The following is a 20,432-nucleotide window of genomic DNA, read 5'->3' as shown; positions in this document are numbered from 1 at the left end:
TACTAATTTATTTCTACGATTACCTTCTTACCTAACTTCATTGCAGAAGATCTAACAATTGTTCTAATAGCCTTAGCAATTTTACCTTGCTTTCCTATAATTTTCCCAATATCATTTTCATCCGCTTTAATAATAATCTTTAATATCTCACCATCTTCTTCAGTGGTTATAACTAAATTTTCAGGATTGTCAACTAAAGATTTAACCATAAATTCTACTAATTCTTTCATATATACAGTCCTTATTTATTTTCAGAATATATGTTATTATTTTTAAATAGTCTATTTACAGTATCAGTTGGTTTTGCACCATTTTTAATCCAAGCATTTACCTTTTCAGCATCAACTTTAATTTCTTTTGATTCTGTTAGTGGATTATAATATCCAATTTCCTCAATAAATTTACCATCTCTTGGTGCTCTTGAATCGGCAACAACTATTCTATAAAATGGTTTCTTCTTTGAACCCATTCTTTTTAATCTAATTTTAACTGCCATATTGTCCTCCTTAAAATTTATTTAAAAAAAGGTAAACCAAATTTTCCTTTTTTCTTAGCTCCTTTAGTCATTTCTTGCATTTTTTTCATCATTTTTTTACTATCCTTAAATTGTTTAAGCAATTTATTAAGATTAGTGATACTAGTACCGGAACCTTTAACAATTCTTTGCTTTCTTGAGTTGTCAATTATGTCCGGATTTTCTCTTTCTTTCTTTGTCATTGATAAAATCATAGCTTCTATTTTATCAAGTTCTTTTTCATCAATGTTAACATCTTTTAGCATTTTAGAATTTACACCGGGCATCATTGAAAGTAAATCTTGCAATGGACCCATATTTCTAACCTGTTGCATTTGACTTAAAAAATCATCTAATGTAAAACTTTGCTTTCTAATTTTTTCTTCAAGTTCTTTTGTTTGTTTTAAATCAAATTGTTTTTGAACCTTATCTATTACAGATAAAATATCCCCCATTCCTAAAATTCTTGATGCCATCCTATCAGGATAGAATTGTTCTAAATCATCTAATTTTTCACCAACACCAATAAATTTAATAGGTTTTCCTGTTATTGCCTTTATAGATAAAGCAGCTCCACCTCTGGCGTCTCCATCTAATTTGGTCATTATTACTCCTGTAATATCCAATTCATTATTAAAACTTTCAGCAACATTTACAGCATCTTGTCCAGTCATGGAATCTACTACTAATAAAATTTCTATCGGTTTAACTGATAATTTTATAGATTTCAATTCTTCCATAAGAATATCATCTATATGCAATCTACCAGCAGTATCCAAAATAACTATATCTTTAGCATTAAAATTAGCAAATTTTATTGATTCATTTGCTATTTTGGTAACATCCTTACAATCATCAATAGTAAACACCGGAACATCAACTGATTTACCAACAACTTGTAATTGTTTTATTGCTGCCGGCCTATAAACATCACATGCAACTAACAAAGGCCTTTTGTTTTGTTTTAAAAAATATCTTGCAAGTTTCCCTGCATGTGTAGTCTTTCCTGCACCCTGTAATCCACAAAGCATAATAACAGTAGGAGGATTGGAATCAATTTGAATCTTTTCTTCCTTTTTCCCCATAAGAGCAGTAAGTTCTTCGTTTACAATTTTGATAACTTGTTGTGCTGGAGTTAGACTCTCCATAACTTCTTTACCAATAGCACGTTCTTTTACATTACTTATAAACTGTTTTACAACTTTGAAATTAACATCTGATTCTAAAAGTGCGAGTTTAACTTCCCTCATGGCAAGATCTACATCTTTTTCAGATAATTTTCCTTTGCCTCTTAATTTATTTAATGCTCCTTGAAGTTTTTCAGATAAATTCTCAAATATCATTCTTACCACATCCTATAAATCATTTTCGATAATTTCGTTATTTTTCTTTTGAATAACATCTAGAATATTAAGCAAAGTGGAATCAACATTTTTTGAACTTTCAATTAATAAGTTAATTTCTTTTAAACTATTATTTATTTTTTCAAATTTAGAAATTAATTTTAATTCAGCTTCATAAAATCTTAATTTTTTTCTGCTCTACTTAAAATATCTGATATACCTTGTTTAGAAATTCCATTTAATTCAGCAATTTCTCTAAGAGATAAATCTTCATTACAATGTTGATCAACAACATTATATTGCTTATCGCTAAGAAGTTTACCATAATAATCAAACAGAACAGCTATCTCAACTATTTTTTCCATAATCACCTCTTAAATGGGTCAAGTTTTTTTCTTGACCTTAATATTATATCATTAAATACAGATTTGTCAATACTTTTTTTATAAATTTTGTAATATTTTTCAAAAAAAATTAACGCATATTTCAACGTTAATTTTTAATAATTACCTAAAAATTGCATTTACAAAATCCTCATCATTATAATCTTGTAAATCATCTATTTTTTCTCCAATACCTATTTGTTTAACAGGTATCCCCATTTCGAGTTGAATTGTAAATACAACGCCACCTTTAGCAGTTCCATCTAACTTCGTTAGAGTTACACTATCAATATTTGCAGTTTCTCTAAATTCTTTCGCTTGAACAATAGCATTCTGTCCTGTAGTAGCATCAAGAACAAGAGTTACCTCTTTGTTAGCTTCAGGAAATTCTCTATCAATTACTCTTGTAATTTTATTTAACTCATTCATTAAATTCTTTTTATTATGAAGTCTACCAGCTGTATCACAAATTAAAATGTCAATTTTTTTACTTTTTGCGCTTTGAATTCCATCATATACAACAGATGCAGGATCAGCTCCTTCTTCATTGGAAATTATTGGAACTCCTGATCGGATAGCCCATTCTGTTAGTTGTTCAGTTGCGGCTGCCCTAAAAGTATCTGCTGCAACAAGCATTACGTTCTTACCTTTTGTCTTAAATTTATTTGCCAATTTTCCTATTGATGTAGTTTTTCCAACTCCATTTACTCCAACAACCAATATAATTGTTGGAACCCCTTCTGTAATATTAAAATTATGATTTAATTTTTTAGAAATTAATTTTGAGTTCATAAGTTCAATTAATTTGTCTTTAATTAATGACGGATCGTTAATTTTTTCACTTTTAACAATATCTTTTAAATCATCTATTAACTCCATAGTAACATTGGCACCAATATCAGCAGAAACTAAAATATATTCTAATTCTTCAAATAATTCTTCATCTATTTTTGTATACATAGATAGTAAATTATCTATCTTGCTTGATAAATTATTTCTCGTATTTACTAATCCTTTTTTTAGTTTTCAAAAAAACTATGTTTTTTTTCAATAACTTCTTCTGTTTCATTTTCTTCTTTTTTCTTCCCAAAAAAATTAACATATTATTCATTCTCCTTATTAAAAGTCATAGAAACAATCTTACTAACTCCTTTTTGTTCCATAGTTACACCATAAATCATATCTGCCATTTCCATAGTAGGTTTTCTATGGGTTATCATTATAAACTGAGTTTCCGTTAAATAATTCTTTAAATATTCAACATATCTTAATATATTTGAATCATCTAATGCGGCATCAACTTCGTCTAAAATACAAAATGGTGATGGTCTTGTTTCAAAAATAGCAAACAATAAAGCTACAGCTGTTAATGATTTTTCACCTCCAGACATTAAAGACAATGTCTGCATTTTCTTTCCTATAGGTTTTGCAACAATATCTATTCCACAATTTAAAATATCATCACTATCAAGCTCAAGTCTTGCCTCTCCACCATTAAATAGAATTTTAAAAATATTTGAAAAATTTTCATTTATATTTTTAAATTCATTAACAAAAGTTTTTTCATCGTATTTTCTAATTTTAATATAATTTTGTTTATATCTTCTATAGAATTTTGTAAATCAATTTCCTGATTTTTTTGAAATTCGAGTTCAGTTTTTACTTTTTCAAATTCTTCAATAGAATCATAACTAAAAGAACCTAATTCTCTTAAACTTTCTTTTAATTTTTTCAATTCTTCTTTATTAAAATGCTCATTTTTATACAATTGCATTTTTTTCTCACAATTTTCTAAAGTTAAAGAATACTCTTCACACAGTCTATTAATTAAACTCGAAAATTGTTCTTTTATATTTGAAATTCTAAGATCATTTTTCTCAATTTCTTTTTCTAAAGTTAAAGATTTTTCACTTAATTCAGAATATCTTTTTGAGATTTCTTCATTATCAAACACCAATCTTTTCTTTAAGTCAATATTAAAGCCTATTGAATTAGTTAATTTATCAATTTTAATGTCTAAATCATCATTAATTTTTTCTATTCTTTTTATTTCAGATAAATTATTTTTTAATTGCTCTTCAAATTCTTCTAATTCTGTTACTTTAAGTTTTAACTTATTTTCATTTGAATTTTTATTTTCCAATAAAATATTTCTAGAATTATCTAAAACATTTATATCTCTTTCTATTGAGTCCAAGTTATTTATTACAATAATCTCATCTTTTTCCAATTCTGAAATAAAATTCTTTATTTCATTAATTTCTAAATTAATTCTACTAATTGTATCATTGATATCTGCACTCTTATCATGATATAAAAGTAATTCCTTTTCCTTATCCGAATTAAACCCATAATGATTTTCTTTATAATTAGCAATTTCATCAATCTTTTCAGAAATATTATTTATATCAAATTCATTCTTATATATTAGTTTTTGCAATGAATCGATTTTTAAGTTAGTATCATCTTTTTCTGATTTTAAATTAAGTAAATTTTCTTTATTAAGATTTATATTATTTTTTATATCAGAAATTCTATTTGAATTTTTTTTCAAATTATTTTCTAAATTTTCAATAACTGATAAAGTTTCATTTAATTGTTGTTTTCTTCCGATTATTGAAAAAGAACTTTTACTTGACTTATAGCCACCTGATATAGAACCCCAGCTATTTATTACATCACCATCTAATGTAACAATCCTAAATCTATTTTTATACTTGTTTGATAATTTCAAAGCAATATCCAAATCATCACATATTACAGTATTTGCCAAAAAATAATTGATTATGTTTTTGTACTCATCATCACAAGTTATTACATCATTTGCAAAAGATAATATGTTATTATCAATTAAATTGCTATTTTCTCTTTTAAATAATATTTTTGAAATTGGAAAAAAGTTAATCCTTCCAATTTTATTATTTTTTATTCTTTCAATAATTTTTTTAGCTTCTAAATCATTATGAACGACAATCCCTTGTAAGTTAGAAGATAATACTGTATCAATGGCTTTTTTATACTTTTCTTCTACAGAAATAAGCTCTCCTAGAGTACCACAAATCATCGATTTCAATTCAATTTCTTTATCACAAAGTTTAAACAAATCTTGTACGGATTTTCCGTATCCTTCATAATTTCTAATATAATTTTTAAGCATAACTACCTCTTTATTTTTATAGTTAATTTCATTATTTATATTAGAATTTTGATTGTTCAATAAGTTAAGCTCATTTTCTAAATTTGCTATAAATAGTTCCTTTTCAGAGATATCTAGCTTTAAATATTCTATTTTTTGTATATTAGACTCTAAAAGGAATTTATTTTCAGATAAATTTTTTTCTAAATTCTGTTTTTCAATATTTAATCTTGAAATTTCTTCAGTATTTTCTTCGATTTTCTTTTTATATTATCTGTTACAATTTCATTAGCTCTTTTTTCAGTTTCTAAATCATTTATCTTATTTTCAATTTCATTTTTTTCTAAAATAAACTTATCCAAAACTTGTAATTTAGAATCTAATGTTTCCCTTTTTTCTGATAATTTATTTTTTACTTTATTTTTATCATCTATATATTTTTTTAAAAATAATTGTTTTTCAGAAATATTTTTTTCTTTTCTATAATTTCAAGATTAATTTTTTCTAAATTATTAATATACTCCTGTTTTAAATTTAAAGATTGTTGATTATTTAAATTTATAAACTTGTTTCTTTCAATTAAAACATTCTTTTTATTAATAATATCATTTTTCTTATTTGTTATTTTATTCAATTCAGCAGAATCAGTTTCAATTAAATTTGTTATACTATTTAGCTCATCTCTAAGTGGAGAAATTTTTAACTTAACATCTTCAAATTCTTTATTTATATCAGATAATTCCTCTTTATTTATTTCCAAAGTCTCAGAATATTTGTTAAAATTACTACTTAAATTATTATAATCTTTATATGATATAGAAAATTCAGCTTTTTCAATGCTATCTAATAGAGCTATCCCTCTTTTAGCCTTAGTAGATTGCCCTTTTAAAAAACCATATCGATTTTCATTTTGAATAATTATATCTCTAAGTCTCGTTAAATTATCCTTTGCTCTGAATAACTTCTTTTGGGACTCATTCTTCTGATATTTAATTTTTGATATACCTGAAGCTTCTTCAAAAATAGCTCGTCTATCTTCTGATTTTCCATTTATAATTTCTTCAATTCTACCTTGACCAATTATTGAGTAACCTTCTCTTCCTATGCCGGTATCTAAAAATAATTCTCTAACTTCTTTCAATCTAACATTTGATTTATTTATAAAATAATCACTTTCTCCTGTTCTATATAATTTCCTTGAAATAGTTACTTCTTTAAAATCAATAGGTATTATGTTATCTGAATTATCGAAAGTTATACTCACAATTGAATAATTTTTTTAATTTTATTATCGGTTCCGGAAAAATAACATCCTCCATTTTGCTTCCTCTTAAGGTTTTAGCACTTTGTTCTCCCAAAACCCATCTGACAGCATCTGCAACATTACTTTTTCCACTACCATTTGGACCTATTATCGCCGTGATATTTGTCTCAAAATCTAATTTTATCTTATCTGCAAATGATTTAAAACCATTTATTTCAATGCTTTTAAGTCTCATCAATTCTCCTTAAAATATTATTCTTAAAATAATAATCTATAAAATTATTCATATAAACTATATTTTCATCTAATTTCAAAATATTTTTATCTAAAATATGAGTTTTTATCTTTATATTGATATCAAATTTTTCTTTAAAATAATATAAATTTAATTTTTTGTTTCCTATTATTTTTGAAACTTCAGTTTTATTACATTCAATGATAAAATTATCTTTAATATCAAAAATACTCATATAATATTCTATAAATTCCCTATAAATAGAACTTTCAACAAGTTCTCTAAAGGATGGATGGTAAGGTCCTGCAACTACATCTCCATCTTCTGAAATATTATCACTACTTTGTAACCCTAATCTAATTATAGGTATATGATAATATTCAAATAATATATAAATATACTTACACAAATAAATAGAATCTTCAAGACTCATTGGTATATATTTTTTAAAATAATAAAGTCTTTCCAATTCTGTATCTCTTATAGTAAGTGTAGGATATACTCTAACAAAATCTGGTTTAATTTTACATAACTCAAAAGCTGTATTCAATGTAGTTTGAAAAGTGTCTCCATACAGTCCGACCATCATTTGTAGACCTAATTTAATATCATATTCTTTTATAAGCAAAGATGATTCATATACACATTCTACATTATGTCCTCTGTTATTTAAGTCTAATGTTGTTTTGGTCATAGATTGAACACCTAATTCTATAGTTCCAACTTCATATTTTTTTAATATATCCAAAATTTCTCTACTTATATAATCAGGCCTAGTTGATAATCTTATAGATTTAATTAAACCTTTATTTATATAATCTTTGGCTATATTAAGATAAGCTATCATTAAATTTTTATCTAATCCTGTAAAACTACCTCCATAAAAAGCAATTTCAATAGGAATTGATTTGCTTTTAAAATACGAAAGATATTTTTCGATATTTCTGCGCATATCAATTTCATCAAGAACATCTACAAAATTAGTAATTTTTCTCTGATTACAAAAGATACAATCATGTGGACATCCCATATGTGGAACAAAAATAGGAATTATATTACATTTATTCACTTATTGCTCCTGACTTTATAAGAGCATCTCTTGCTGCTTGTTGTTCAGCCTGTTTTTTATTTTTACCCGTTCCATATCCCATAATAACTTCATCAATATTAACACACATATCAAACTCTTTGTCGTGGTCTGGACCCCTTTCTGAAACTAGTGTGTACGTAATTTTAGTTGAAGAACCTTTGTGAAAATATTCCTGTAAATAACTTTTATAGTCTTTTATAAAAATATTTTTATTTATTCCATAAACAACAGTATCAAAGAAGAATTTATTAGCTATATCTGTAACTACTTCCAACCCACCATCAAGATATAAAGCACCAAAAAGAGCTTCAAAAGTATCTGCTAAAATACTATTCCTATCTCGACCTCCAAAATTGTCTTCTCCTTTCCCTAATAAAAGATATTTTCCTAGATTAAAAGTTCTTGCAGCATTAGAAAAAGATTCTTCACATACAACTTTACTTCTAATTTTAGTCAAATATCCTTCATCAGAATTAGGAAATTGCTCATATAGTTCAACACTAACTATAAAACCAAGAACAACATCTCCTAAAAATTCAAGTCTTTCATTAGATAATTTAAAATCCTTGTATTCATTTATATACGATCTATGAACAAATGCTAAATTCAATAATTCTAAATCCTTAAATTGATATCCTAGTATTTCCATTAACTCATCCAATAATTTTTTTCTTTCATTTGTAATCATTGAATTGCCTCTTAGATATTTTTTTCTATATATTCTACTAAATCTCTAACTGTTACAATTGAACGAATAGTTTCTTCATCTAATTCTAGGTTATATTCATCTTCAATGTCCATAATAACACTTAAAACTTTTATAGAATCAGCTTGTAAATCTTCTCTAAATTTAGTATCTAAATTTATCTCTTTTCCTTTAAATGAATTTTGTAAAAATTCTTTAACTTTTTCAAAAACCATTACTTTTCTCCTCTCTCAATTTCTTTTTCAATTTTTGAATTTATGTCTTTTCTTATATAATCAACCATCGAAACAATACCTGAAACAACAGCTTTCTCATCACTACTTCCATGACCTTTAAATACAACTCTTTTTAATCCCAACATAGGACATGCTCCGTATTCTTTATAATCTAAAGTCTTTTTTAGTTTCTTCATTGGAGACTTTATTAAAAGTCCTCCAATTTTTCCAATTGTTGAAGACATCAAAGTTTTCTTCATATTATCCAATATGAATTTGACAGATCCCTCAATAGTTTTGAGTAATATATTTCCGTGAAATCCGTCACATACCACTACATCAACATCCCCATTAAAAATATCTCTTGACTCAATATTTCCAATGAAATTCATATCTTCATTCTCTAAAATTGAATATGTTTCTTTTAAAATTTTTGTTCCTTTACCATTTTCGCTTCCAATATTTAATAAAGCAATCATTGGATTTTCTTTATTTAAAGTTTCTTTGGCGTAAATATTTCCCATTATTGCAAATTGTTTTAGTATTTCGACAGTACATTCAATATTTGCTCCAATATCCAATAAAATCATTTTATCTTCATTAGTTGGCAATGTTATTGTCAATGCAGGTCTTTCAACATTTTCCATTCTTTTCACTATAAGAAGTCCGGAAACGAGAACCGCACCTGTACTTCCAAAAGAAATTAAACCATCTGCATTTCCTTTATCTAAATACTTCATTCCTAAAACTATAGATGCATCTTTTTTCTTTCTTACTGCAAAAGTTGGTTCTTCTGTATTTAAAATATATTCTTTGGTATCTATAATTTCCAATCTATTCTTTAAATCGTCATCAATATCTATTTTATCTATTATTTCTTTTGGACCAATAACTACAAAAGCCAAATCTTTAATCAATTTACTTGTTTCAATTACCCCTTTAAAAATTGTTTCAGCACCTTTATCTGACCCCAATAAATCCACTATTATTTTCATAATTACCTCCAATATTAGTACACTTTAGTATATCATATTTATAACTTTTATACAAATTTTTATTTTAAAATTAATAATTATTTTATTATGTATTTATGTAATAAAAAACAGTAAATTTATTATAATTTAGTTAAAATTTACTGTTTAATATTTTAATATATTGTATATTTGCAGCTATAAATTTTTATAATAGTCTTTAACTGCTAAAATGAAAATTTCATTATCTTCAATATTTCTAACAGCTACTCTAATAAATTCTCTATCTTTTAAATTAATTTTTGAAGTCAAGTCTTTTATAAATATATTATATTTTTCAAGCATTTTAGAACATAACTCTTTAGAATTTCCCTTTTTCAATTCAATAGTAAAATAATTGGCTTGAGATGGTATAACTCTAAATTCTCCAATTTTGTTTAATTCATTTAAAAAAATCTTTCTAGCATTTTTTATTTCAGTTAATGCATTAGCATAAACTTTTTTATATTTATCATATATTTGAAGATAATATTCTCCAAATGAATTTATATTCCAAATTGAAACATCTTTTTTAACCATAGAAATTAAATGTGAATTTGAAGTTGCAACAATCCCAAGTCGAATACCCGGAACTCCATAAGATTTTGAAATACTTTTTACAACAATAAAATCATCATATAAACTTAACAACTCATTATCTAAAAATGTAGAATTTTCTTCTTCTGCAAAATCAACAAAACTCTCGTCTAAGATAAATTTAATTTTTTTATCCTTTGCCCAATCAATTAGAGTAAAAACATCTTTTTTACAGATATAATTACCTGTAGGGTTATCAGGGTTAATTAAAATCAATGCTTCTATATCTTTATTAGAATAAAATTCAATTATATCTTTAGCGGTATATGAAAAATTATCATTTTTTGGAATAAATACTATTGATTTTTCGCTATTATGTCTATTAGGGTATTCCTCGAAGGTAGGCCTTATAAAACCAATATTTCCATCAATTTTTTCGATGACTGATTTTATAAGTTCAGCAGCTCCATTTCCAACAACAATATTTTCTTTCTTTATATCAAAAATTTTAGCCACAAGACTCGAATTGACATTAAGTCCTGAAGGATATTGTTCAAGAAGCACTTTAAAATTATATTTTAATTCATCTATCATTTTTTAGGTGGAAAATATGGATTTACTAAATAACAAAAGTCCAGTAATTTAGGATATCTCCAATAACCACCATATCTTATTTGGTATTTTTCAAGTTTTTCATCTCCTGTTGAAAATATTGAAGAAGCAATATCTAAATCTTGTTCATCATCAATTTCATACCATTTAATATCTTCTGATATCACTTTTGCATATATATGATTTTTACCTAAATCAATTATTGTCTTTAAAACCGCTTCGTAATAATCATTTTTTCCATTAGCACTCATATATGCTTCTAAAAAAGGAAAATAAATATTTTTTGAAAATTCTTTAGAAAATTTATAAATATTTATAGTTTTGAAATAATTATTTGCATCTTTAAAATTAAAATCTTTTCCAGGAATAAAATCTAATATTTCCTCATCCTCATTTATCTTTAAACAAGTTCCATCCATCCAACGTTCATATTTTGCAACCAAAGCTAAATTTTTTCGTTTATCTTCTAAGATTTCTGTAATCATTTTATCATCAAAAATCAAATCAGATTCAAGTAAAATACTATCTTCATTAATCATTTCATTTTTAGCAAGAAACATTGAATAAATATTATTCGTTTTATCATAAATTTCATTGTTTATAAACGTCAATTTAGTATTTATATTTAGAGACTTTATATAATTAATAAAAAACTCACTCTTATATCCTGTAACGACAACAATATTTGAAAGAGATTTTTTATCTAATATTCTAAGCATTCTTTCCATTAAAGAAATGCCATTTACTTCTACCATTGATTTTGTATTATTTTCAGTAAGTTTCTTTAATCTGCTACCAAGTCCTGCGGCTAATATAACTGCTTGCATTTAAGTACCTCCTATTTATACTTTTTAAAAACTAAAAATGATGGAAACTTTGGAATAAAAAATGTAGATTTCGGTGGAAGTACACAGACTTCATTAGCTAATTCCATAAATTCATCAGAATCTAATGGACAAATTTCAATTAATACTTCATTTTTACCAAGATTTTTCTTCGTTGAATCTAAATCACAATCTCCAATATATTCAACATTTGAAAAATTTAAAATTCTAAAAAGCCGTTGAAATAATTTGAGTATTCATTCTAAAAACATCATTATTCCAAAACAAATCCTTTTCTGTATCTTTTAACTTTACAAGAAAAGAATCTCCTTGATATGATATTCTGACAAATCCTTTTTTCAATTCTCCCTCATCAAAAACTTCTAAAAAGCTATCCATAAATATTCTTGCCTTTTCAAAAGAAGTAGCATCTATATTTTTTATTACTCTATGAATAGGAGAAATTTTTACTTGTGAAAAACTTAAAAAACAAGAAAAAACAGTATTTTTGTTTTTTAACATGGAAGATGTATATAATCTATGGTGACCATCAGCTACATACATTTGCTCTATACCTGAAAATTTTTCTAGAATTTCTTTTGCTTCATCTCTAAAATATACATATAAATCAATATTATCAAAATGATATTCTTTTTCGTATTTTTTTCTTCAATAATACTTTCATAATCAATTTCTTCTTTATGCACAATGAAAGAAGGAGCGGTTTCGGAATTGTAAATATGATAATTTGCAATCATCCCTTGAATAACATCCGGTAAAACAAGTTCATGACATTTTATTTTCTCAGAAATATATTCTTCAATTGGCAAATCAGCTAGTATCCCATAAGAATCAAAATACTTAAAAATATAAATACATTCTTTGTTATTTTCTATCGGTTGAGAATTTAGTTTATTTTTACTACTTTTAGAAAGAAACAGAGTGTTATCATCAAAACATATTTTTCCACAATTAATTTTTGCTAAATTAATAAAATCAGAATCATAAATATTTTTAGAAATATTTATAAAACTGTCTTTCAATAAATCTATTTTCATAAAACCTCCTAAAAAATAATTATTTTATATCATAATTAAATTAAAACGACTATTATATAAAAAATATCGCTTTAATATATGGAATAAAATCATATTTATTATATCATAATAATAAATAAAAATCATCTTATATAGAATCCACATAAAAAAGATGAGCATCTAATCTCATCTTTAATATAAAAATTATTCAATTATTAAATCATCCAACAATAATTCTTCTGAATTTTCGATTTCTTCATCTACTAAAGTCGTTGTCTCAATTTCTTCCGGAACATCTTTTTTCTCATAATCAATGCCATAAGCTGCATATATTTTTTCTTTTATTTCTTCTAAAAATGCTGGATGTTCTTCTAAATAAGCTTTTGCTTTTTCTTTTCCTTGTCCTAATTTAATATCTCCACAACTATACCATGCACCTGACTTTTTAATAATATTTTTATCTGCTGCCATATCAACTATAATTCCAAGTTTTGATATTCCTTCACCAAAAATTATATCAAATTCACATGTTTTAAATGGAGGTGCCATTTTGTTTTTAACTACTTTTACTTTAGTTTTTGCTCCATATGGTTCTCCATCACCTTGTTTTAATTGTTCAGCACGTCTTATATCGATTCTTACACTCGCATAGAATTTTAAAGCTCTACCTCCTGTTGTAGTTTCAGCAGGACCTCCACCGGCATAAGGATTAGTTGAAATATTTGATCTTAATTGATTAATAAATACAACAGTTGTATTTGACTTTGAGATTATCCCTGCTAACTTTCTCAATGCTTGACTCATAAGTCTTGCATGTAATCCCATATGAGAATCTCCCATATTTCCTTCAATTTCCGCTCTAGGAACAAGTGCCGCAACAGAGTCAACTATAACTAAGTCAATTCCAGAACTTCTAACCAATGCTTCCACAATAGCTAGTGCTTGTTCTCCTGTATCAGGTTGTGAAATAAGCAAATTATCAACATCCACTCCTAATTTTCTGGCATATTCAGGATCCAAAGCATGCTCTGCATCAATGAATGCCGCTACTCCTCCAATTTTTTGGGCTTCTGCTATTATATGCAATGTTAATGTAGTTTTACCGGAAGATTCCGGACCATAAATTTCAACAATTCTTCCTTTAGGTATTCCTCCAATTCCTAAAGCAATATCCAAGTTCATTGCTCCTGTGCTTATTGATTCTATATTTACTTTAGGGGCATCACCCATTCTCATTATTATTCCTTTTCCAAAATCTTTTTCAATTTTTTCAAGTGCAATGGATAGAGCTTTTTTTCTTTCATCTTTATCTTCTATTCTTTCAAACTTATCAGTTTTCTTTATTGCCATTATTTCCTCCTATTTTAAATATTGTTTAAATCTAATACTTTTATGTTTTTCCAAATATAATCAACTGCTGAAATTACAGTAAATATAACAGATATATACCACAATACAACATCAATATTCAGTGGAATTTTTATTAAATTCGTAGAATTTAAGAGAATAAAACTTATAGCAAAAAGTTGTGTTATAGTTTTTATTTTTCCATAAATGCTAGCTGATATAACTATTCCATTTGATGCTGCAATTAGTCTAAACCCTGAAATTATGAACTCTCTTGCCAAAACTATACAAACCATCCAAGCTTCAACTTTTCCAAATTGTACAAGCATTACAAGTGCTGAACATGCTAATATTTTATCCGCTAAAGGATCCATAAATTTCCCAAATGTAGTAACTAAATTTCTACTTCTTGCTAAATATCCATCTAACATATCAGTTAAAGAGGCAATTACAAAAATTAGAAAGCCTAAAATATTATCAATCCCTAAAAATAACAAACTCATTATAAAAACTGGTACTAAAAATATTCTAAACAAAGTTAATTTATTTGCTATATTCATTATTGTCCCCTTTCATTTTATCTAAATAATCAAATCCAACTAAAATTTTTCTAGGCTTACTTCCTTCTTGTTTTCCAACAATCATTCTACTTTCCATTTCATCAATTATTCTTCCGGCTCTAGCATATCCAATTTTCATCTTACGTTGTAATAGAGATATTGAAGCGGAATTTTCCTCCAGAACTATTCTGACTGCATCATAAAATAAATCATCAACATCTTCGTCGTCACTATTATCCATATTTGAAACCTCAGATTCAATATTTTTAATAATTTCTTCATCATAAAACACTTCTTGCATTTGTTCTTTAATATTATTAACAACTGCTTCAACTTCACTATCAGAAACAAAACAACCTTGAATTCTAATAGGTTTTGAAAGCCCGGAAGGATTAAACAACATATCACCTTTTCCCAACAGTGTTTCTGCTCCGGAAGAATCTAAAATAGTTCTTGAATCTATCTGTGAAGATACTTGGAAAGATATTCTAGAAGGAATATTAGCTTTTATTGTTCCTGTTATAACATCAACAGATGGTCTTTGAGTTGCAACTATTAAATGAATACCACATGCTCTTGCCATTTGAGCAAGTCTACAAATATATGACTCTACTTCATTTGCACTTACCATCATTAAATCAGAAAGCTCATCTATAATTATAACTAAATATGGTAATTTTTCCAATTTATCAGTCTTTTGTTTTTCATTATAGCCTTTAATATCTCTAACTTGGTTATCAGAAAATAAAGTATAACGTCTTTCCATTTCTCTAACAGCCCAATTTAAAGCTGCACTTGCTTTCTTTGAATCTGTTACGACCGGTATAGCAAGATGTGGAATATTATTATATATTTTTAGTTCAACAACCTTTGGATCTATTAAAATCATCTTTACGTCATCAGGAGAAGATTTATATAAAATACTCATAATTAATGTATTAATACAAACAGATTTTCCTGAACCTGTTGCACCTGCAATTAACATATGTGGCATTTTATCAATTGAAGAAACAATAATTTCACCTGAAATCGTCTTTCCTAAAGCCATAGGCATCTTAGAAGTACAACTTTGATACTCTCTTGAAGACAATATCTCTTTCAAAGACACATTCTCTTTTAAAGTGTTGGCAACCTCTATTCCTATAACAGATTTACCCGGAATTGGAGCTTCAATTCTTATATCCGATGATGCTAATGCTAAAGATAAATCATCTGCTAGATTTACAATTTTATTAACTTTAACTCCCATATCAGGTTGTAATTCAAAACAAGTTACAGTTGGTCCTTTATTTATTCTAACAACTTTTGCTCCTACTCCAAAACTTTTTAAAGTTGTTTCTATTTTTTTAGCTCTTTGTTTTAAAGTTAATTCCGATTCAGTTTCTTTAGTTTTACTTCCCTTTAATAAACTTAATGATGGAATTTTATATTCTATCTTTTTCACTTCTGAAGTAGTAATCTTTATATCTAAATCATCTGATTTTTTTTCAGTAATATCATCTTTTTTATCTAAATTACCTATATTATCATCAGGAAATAAATTAAAACTGTCTAATAAATGCTCTTTTTCCATCTCTACAATCTCAATATCATTTTTATTAGATACGCTATCATTGTGATTTGAAACAACAATTTCTCTTTCTTCAAAATTATCTACATTTTCAATAATTTCTAAAGTTTCTACATTATTTGCTTCATTTGTTTTATCTTTTAGTGCTTTTTCTTCTTTATATTTTAAATATTTATTATTTATATTTTCATAAGCTTTTAAAATATAACTTTTCATAATCTTTAAAAAGTCAACAAATGTTATATCTAAAAATGATAATATCAAAAATAATCCTATTAAAAAAGTAAAAATATAAAGGCCTATTGTTCCAATCATAATATTATAAAAATATCCTAAAATAGCACCAATATAACCACTTCCTTTCGGAGTGATACTTTTTACAACTGCAAATTTTATTGACAAATTATTAGAGGTGTTATTTGATAAATCAACTATAGCCATATAATTAAAAAACAATAATAAAGACATAATGCTACGATTTTTATTCTTTTTATTTAGTTTTCCAAGAAGTACGACTATATAAATTATTTCCATAATAACTAAGAATATAAAATATGTACTACCAAATAACTTTTGAAAAATATTTTTTACAAAATTTCCTAAAAATCCTGTATTAGCAAAAAAAGAAAATATAATAAAAAAAGAATTCAGTAAAAACAATCCCAAAATAATATTCTTAAATAGTTTATAATCTTTATTAAAATTAGTTTTTTTGTCTTAGACCTTGTTTTTCTCTTATTTTCCATATTTTCCCCTACTAATAACCTGTATGACCAAACCCACCTTTATCTCTGGATGTATCTGAAAGTTCCTCTACAAGTTTAAAATCAACTCTTTCATACTTTGTAATTATCATTTGTGCAATTCTATCATTATTTTTTATAACATATTCTCTATCAGAAATATTAACAATTAGAACTTTTATTTCTCCTCTATAATCACTATCTATAGTACCAACACCATTTGCCATAGTTATGCCATGCTTTAAACTCATTCCACTTCTAGCTCTTATTTGACCTTCATATCCTAAAGGTATTTCTATAAATATACCAGTTGGTACTGCCAATCTCTCCATAGGCTTAATCACTAAATCTTCTTCCAAATTGGCTCTTAAATCAAATCCTGAAGCTCCTTCTGTAGCATAAGTAGGATTTTCGTTCTTACTTCTATTTATAATTTTAATTTGCACTTAATTATCCTCCAAAAAATAAACTTTAACAGGTATAGTATATCAAATTTATCACTTTTAATCAAACTACTTAATATCATTATTATCTATTTTTTCCAAGTAAAAATCTTCACTTATTTTTATAAATCTTGCAGTCACATCTAAGACTTCCGGCAAAAATTTATATTTACTTGTTAATTTGTTTTTTGAAAACAAAATCCCTTCAAAATTAAAATCAAACTTTTCTTTATTTGAATTATTTACAAAAACTCCCTGAATTTTAAGTCTGTTATCAGTAACAATAACCTCACCTTTATCTTCTATTTTTAAATTACTAAAAACTTTTACCTCTTTACTTAAATCAAAATATAGCTTATTTTTAATATTAATGTTTATAATATTATATTTATAATCCTTAATATATTCTGAATTTTCTATTAGCAAAGTTTTAATGAAATCATCTCTAGAACAATTCAGTAAATTATGCTTATTTGCAAAATTATCAATATCACATAAGTTTAAGTCTATATTTTCTGCTTCAAATCCCTTGTATAAGAGATAATTTTTCAATAATTTGATATATTGTTCGTTATACATAAAATATATCTTATCTTTATAATCATAAATTCTTAAATCTTCAGAATATGTATTTTGTATTTCATCACTAAAAATTCTATCATATAATTTAGAATAATCTTTATTTAAATCAAAATAAAAATCATTACTTAACATTTTAAGTTTCCCATCAATAAAATTCTTAACTTGCAAATCAAATAAATAATTTTCTATTCTATTTTTATCAACAATCTTATATTCAACAAGATTATTATTATTCCTTACTTCAAAAAAAATTTCATATTGATGAACAAAATAAGATACAGCCCCACTTCTTTTATCATAAAAATTTAATTTTTTCTTAATCTTCTTACTATTTAAGGTTAAATTGTATTTTTCAAAATATTTTGAATAGTCATTGATATTATTAACTTTCAACAATTCACTAATATTTATCCTTAAATTAAAATTCTCCCTATTGTTTAATTTACTATTTATAAAATTTAAAGTATTCTTCGTACCTAGAATATCTTCCAAACCTATTTCTTCCAATTTTTTATGAATAGATTTTTCTTTTGAATTTTTATGATTATGAGTATTAATCGTTCTATGATAAATCGAAAAAAATGCAACAACAACTAAAGAAAATATTAACAGAACAATCGGCATAATATAAGATTTACATTTCATATCAATTTTCTCCCGTAAGATATTCAATTTTTTTATTCTTCAAAAAAATGTATTTAGTATATTCTTTACTATTAAAAGAAAACCTTAAAATCAAATAATCACCAGATTTTTCCACATTAAAAAAATCTAAATCTTTTATCAACAAATTACTACCATAATATGTTGAATTTAAAATGTCTTTAGATATCCTGCGAATTTCATATCTATTCCCATATTTTACTTTTTTATATGCTATTTCATTTACTTTCGATATTGTATGATTTGAATTTTCGCTTATAAAAGAATTATATCTATACCTTTTTATCTTTATTCCATCTGAATCAACTTTAGTTTCTACCGAATCAGAAATTTCATTTTCCATATATTCCATTGCATAATTTATTTGTTCTAATTTTGAATAATTTTTTCTTTGATTCAAATTTGCAAAGTATGTTCCATAAAAAATATACACACAGCAAATAACAATAATACTTGAAACTACAATTGTAATTAAAAGCTCTAACAATGTAAATGATTTTAATTTATTTGGATATATAAAATTCATATACTTTCTCCATGTCATCTTTTAAAAAAATCTTTATATTATATAATTCACCTAAATCTGAAATTTTAACATCATATTTTTTAGTATTCACTTCATTTAAAATAGACTTATTAGTTTTTATATTATTTCTTATAAGAACAACTGTATTTTCAATACCTAACAATTTTTCATTATTATTTATATTGACATTTTGAATTCGTAAAAAAGTATTAATTCCAAAAATTATATAAATACTTATAACAGATAAAATAAAAATTGCAAAAATACATTCTATCATTGTAAATGCTCTATTTCTAAAAAAATTATTTTTCATCTTTAATCACATTAACAAAACCTGTTACAGGTCTTATTCTAATTTCATAATTCTCTTTTTTATATGAAAATTTAAAAGTCTTTCCTTCACTTGGAATTCCGTTTGTGTTAAATTCCAATTTAATACTATTCAATATATTCAAGTTTTTACAATAAAATTTTTTAAAAATATATCCTTCTGATGAAATATTAAAAGTATCATTTTTTGAATCAGATTCTAAAACAACATTTTCCCTGTTTTCTATAGAAAAGACTTTTGCGTTTTCAATACTTTCAGCTATCAAATTCAGTTCTTCAAGGGCAATTGATTTTTTGTTATTCACAAAATTTACTTTAATAATCATAACCATAACAGAAATTATAGCTAAACAGACAATTAATTCTATAAGAGTAAATGATTTTCTTTTAATCATCTTTTTCAACTGCCGGTGTTACTATAATATCACCATTTTTGATTTCAACTTTATAATTTGTTCCTTTTATAGACTTAGGTAATTTAGGCATTTCTTTTATATACTTTTTATTTACCAATTCTTCAGTAATATCCATATCAGTTTCAACTTTTTCCTCAGTTAAATATCTAAGCCCTGCAACCTCTAAAACTCTAACATTTGCGGAATGAGCAGTTTTATCAGCCTTAACTCTTGAATTATTATATCTAGGAACCGCGATTAAAATCAAAATTGCTAGTATAGCAATAACAACTAAAAGTTCAATAAGTGTAAATGCTTTTTTCTTCATCTTATTCATATTATAAATCCTCCTAAAAATTAAATTCAA

Annotated in this window: 28 protein-coding genes; 1 reads left to right on the top strand and 27 read right to left on the bottom strand. The window is 25.3% G+C overall.

Annotated elements, in window-relative coordinates; genetic code table 11:
• Positions 1-2 precede the first annotated feature (2 nt).
• From HMPREF9127_RS04525 to HMPREF9127_RS09090, 16 genes are all read right to left on the bottom strand, one after another.
• Positions 3-230, bottom strand: a complete 228-nt coding sequence (locus HMPREF9127_RS04525) for a KH domain-containing protein (RefSeq protein ID WP_009448561.1) — start codon at positions 228-230, stop codon at positions 3-5.
• Between the two features lie 11 nt (positions 231-241).
• Complete coding sequence (gene rpsP, locus HMPREF9127_RS04520; RefSeq protein WP_004833375.1) at positions 242-496, bottom strand: 30S ribosomal protein S16; 255 nt, start codon at positions 494-496, stop codon at positions 242-244.
• Positions 497-513: 17 nt separating this feature from the next.
• A complete protein-coding gene (gene ffh, locus HMPREF9127_RS04515; protein WP_009448572.1) occupies positions 514-1,857 on the bottom strand; it encodes a signal recognition particle protein in 1,344 nt (447 codons plus the stop codon).
• A gap of 182 nt (positions 1,858-2,039) precedes the next feature.
• On the bottom strand, positions 2,040-2,222 hold the full coding sequence (locus tag HMPREF9127_RS09105; protein WP_009448799.1) for a helix-turn-helix protein, YlxM/p13 domain protein: 183 nt from the start codon (positions 2,220-2,222) through the stop codon (positions 2,040-2,042).
• A 141-nt stretch (positions 2,223-2,363) separates the two neighbouring features.
• On the bottom strand, positions 2,364-3,200 hold the full coding sequence (gene ftsY / locus HMPREF9127_RS04505; RefSeq protein WP_009448877.1) for a signal recognition particle-docking protein FtsY: 837 nt from the start codon (positions 3,198-3,200) through the stop codon (positions 2,364-2,366).
• 143 nt (positions 3,201-3,343) lie between these two features.
• Positions 3,344-3,745, bottom strand: a complete 402-nt coding sequence (locus HMPREF9127_RS07780; protein WP_255261741.1) for a coiled-coil domain-containing protein — start codon at positions 3,743-3,745, stop codon at positions 3,344-3,346.
• 26 nt (positions 3,746-3,771) lie between these two features.
• A complete protein-coding gene (locus tag HMPREF9127_RS04495) occupies positions 3,772-5,397 on the bottom strand; it encodes a coiled-coil domain-containing protein (RefSeq protein WP_141557523.1) in 1,626 nt (541 codons plus the stop codon).
• 203 nt (positions 5,398-5,600) lie between these two features.
• A complete protein-coding gene (locus tag HMPREF9127_RS08200) occupies positions 5,601-5,738 on the bottom strand; it encodes a hypothetical protein (protein WP_176604729.1) in 138 nt (45 codons plus the stop codon).
• An 80-nt stretch (positions 5,739-5,818) separates the two neighbouring features.
• Positions 5,819-6,640, bottom strand: coding sequence for a coiled-coil domain-containing protein (locus HMPREF9127_RS04490; RefSeq protein ID WP_009448482.1), 822 nt, complete (start codon positions 6,638-6,640; stop codon positions 5,819-5,821).
• A complete protein-coding gene (locus HMPREF9127_RS09100; RefSeq protein ID WP_009449071.1) occupies positions 6,621-6,875 on the bottom strand; it encodes an AAA family ATPase in 255 nt (84 codons plus the stop codon). The genes HMPREF9127_RS04490 and HMPREF9127_RS09100 overlap by 20 nt, the downstream gene beginning before the upstream one ends.
• The gene (locus HMPREF9127_RS04480; RefSeq protein ID WP_009448866.1) at positions 6,865-7,944 is read right to left on the bottom strand and encodes an elongator complex protein 3; all 1,080 of its coding nucleotides are present in this window, start codon (positions 7,942-7,944) and stop codon (positions 6,865-6,867) included. Before HMPREF9127_RS04480 ends, HMPREF9127_RS09100 begins: the two co-directional genes overlap by 11 nt.
• Positions 7,937-8,653, bottom strand: a complete 717-nt coding sequence (gene rnc, locus HMPREF9127_RS04475) for a ribonuclease III (protein WP_009448770.1) — start codon at positions 8,651-8,653, stop codon at positions 7,937-7,939. The genes HMPREF9127_RS04480 and rnc overlap by 8 nt, the downstream gene beginning before the upstream one ends.
• A gap of 11 nt (positions 8,654-8,664) precedes the next feature.
• Positions 8,665-8,886 (bottom strand): acyl carrier protein, encoded by a 222-nt coding sequence (locus HMPREF9127_RS04470; protein ID WP_009449108.1) that lies wholly within the window; start codon positions 8,884-8,886, stop codon positions 8,665-8,667.
• Positions 8,886-9,881: a phosphate acyltransferase PlsX gene (gene plsX, locus HMPREF9127_RS04465; protein ID WP_009449019.1), complete on the bottom strand. Its 996-nt coding sequence runs from the start codon at positions 9,879-9,881 to the stop codon at positions 8,886-8,888. The genes HMPREF9127_RS04470 and plsX overlap by 1 nt, the downstream gene beginning before the upstream one ends.
• A 174-nt stretch (positions 9,882-10,055) precedes the next feature.
• The gene (locus HMPREF9127_RS09095) at positions 10,056-11,027 is read right to left on the bottom strand and encodes an aminotransferase class I/II-fold pyridoxal phosphate-dependent enzyme (RefSeq protein ID WP_009448584.1); all 972 of its coding nucleotides are present in this window, start codon (positions 11,025-11,027) and stop codon (positions 10,056-10,058) included.
• Positions 11,024-11,872: a phosphocholine cytidylyltransferase family protein gene (locus HMPREF9127_RS09090; protein WP_009448645.1), complete on the bottom strand. Its 849-nt coding sequence runs from the start codon at positions 11,870-11,872 to the stop codon at positions 11,024-11,026. Before HMPREF9127_RS09090 ends, HMPREF9127_RS09095 begins: the two co-directional genes overlap by 4 nt.
• On the opposite strand from HMPREF9127_RS09090, the gene HMPREF9127_RS09085 reads away from it, so the two are divergent.
• Positions 11,867-12,112, top strand: a complete 246-nt coding sequence (locus HMPREF9127_RS09085; RefSeq protein WP_009448550.1) for a hypothetical protein — start codon at positions 11,867-11,869, stop codon at positions 12,110-12,112. The two genes, HMPREF9127_RS09090 and HMPREF9127_RS09085, sit on opposite strands and share 6 nt — an antisense overlap.
• On the opposite strand, the gene HMPREF9127_RS08420 is transcribed toward HMPREF9127_RS09085, so the two are convergent.
• From HMPREF9127_RS08420 to HMPREF9127_RS04410, 11 genes are all read right to left on the bottom strand, one after another.
• Positions 12,098-12,433, bottom strand: a complete 336-nt coding sequence (locus HMPREF9127_RS08420) for a DUF1015 family protein (RefSeq protein WP_009449150.1) — start codon at positions 12,431-12,433, stop codon at positions 12,098-12,100. The genes HMPREF9127_RS09085 and HMPREF9127_RS08420 overlap by 15 nt on opposite strands.
• Positions 12,434-12,456: 23 nt before the next feature.
• Positions 12,457-12,927 carry a hypothetical protein gene (locus HMPREF9127_RS08415; protein WP_009448705.1) on the bottom strand — a complete coding sequence of 157 codons (471 nt, stop codon included), beginning with the start codon at positions 12,925-12,927 and terminating at the stop codon, positions 12,457-12,459.
• A 183-nt stretch (positions 12,928-13,110) separates the two neighbouring features.
• Positions 13,111-14,256, bottom strand: coding sequence for a recombinase RecA (recA, locus tag HMPREF9127_RS04450; protein WP_009449007.1), 1,146 nt, complete (start codon positions 14,254-14,256; stop codon positions 13,111-13,113).
• 14 nt (positions 14,257-14,270) lie between these two features.
• Positions 14,271-14,813, bottom strand: a complete 543-nt coding sequence (gene pgsA / locus HMPREF9127_RS04445) for a CDP-diacylglycerol--glycerol-3-phosphate 3-phosphatidyltransferase (RefSeq protein ID WP_009448752.1) — start codon at positions 14,811-14,813, stop codon at positions 14,271-14,273.
• Positions 14,797-16,917, bottom strand: coding sequence for a DNA translocase FtsK (locus HMPREF9127_RS04440; RefSeq protein ID WP_255261710.1), 2,121 nt, complete (start codon positions 16,915-16,917; stop codon positions 14,797-14,799). Before HMPREF9127_RS04440 ends, pgsA begins: the two co-directional genes overlap by 17 nt.
• 223 nt (positions 16,918-17,140) lie before the next feature.
• Complete coding sequence (gene dut / locus HMPREF9127_RS04435; protein WP_009448552.1) at positions 17,141-17,572, bottom strand: dUTP diphosphatase; 432 nt, start codon at positions 17,570-17,572, stop codon at positions 17,141-17,143.
• 66 nt (positions 17,573-17,638) lie between these two features.
• Positions 17,639-18,796: a hypothetical protein gene (locus HMPREF9127_RS04430; protein WP_009448648.1), complete on the bottom strand. Its 1,158-nt coding sequence runs from the start codon at positions 18,794-18,796 to the stop codon at positions 17,639-17,641.
• Between the two features lies 1 nt (position 18,797).
• Complete coding sequence (locus tag HMPREF9127_RS04425; protein WP_009449086.1) at positions 18,798-19,340, bottom strand: PilW family protein; 543 nt, start codon at positions 19,338-19,340, stop codon at positions 18,798-18,800.
• On the bottom strand, positions 19,318-19,653 hold the full coding sequence (locus HMPREF9127_RS04420; protein ID WP_039849448.1) for a PulJ/GspJ family protein: 336 nt from the start codon (positions 19,651-19,653) through the stop codon (positions 19,318-19,320). Before HMPREF9127_RS04420 ends, HMPREF9127_RS04425 begins: the two co-directional genes overlap by 23 nt.
• Positions 19,643-20,065 (bottom strand): type II secretion system protein, encoded by a 423-nt coding sequence (locus HMPREF9127_RS04415; RefSeq protein ID WP_009448876.1) that lies wholly within the window; start codon positions 20,063-20,065, stop codon positions 19,643-19,645. Before HMPREF9127_RS04415 ends, HMPREF9127_RS04420 begins: the two co-directional genes overlap by 11 nt.
• Positions 20,058-20,402: a prepilin-type N-terminal cleavage/methylation domain-containing protein gene (locus tag HMPREF9127_RS04410; RefSeq protein WP_009448778.1), complete on the bottom strand. Its 345-nt coding sequence runs from the start codon at positions 20,400-20,402 to the stop codon at positions 20,058-20,060. Before HMPREF9127_RS04410 ends, HMPREF9127_RS04415 begins: the two co-directional genes overlap by 8 nt.
• Positions 20,403-20,432: the final 30 nt, after the last annotated feature.

The sequence above is a fragment of the Parvimonas sp. oral taxon 393 str. F0440 genome, from assembly GCA_000223315.2.
In the GTDB taxonomy this organism is placed as follows: Bacteria; Bacillota; Clostridia; order Tissierellales; family Peptoniphilaceae; genus Parvimonas.
Note: the sequence above shows the minus strand (reverse complement) of the source record. Positions and strands in the feature narration are given on the sequence as shown.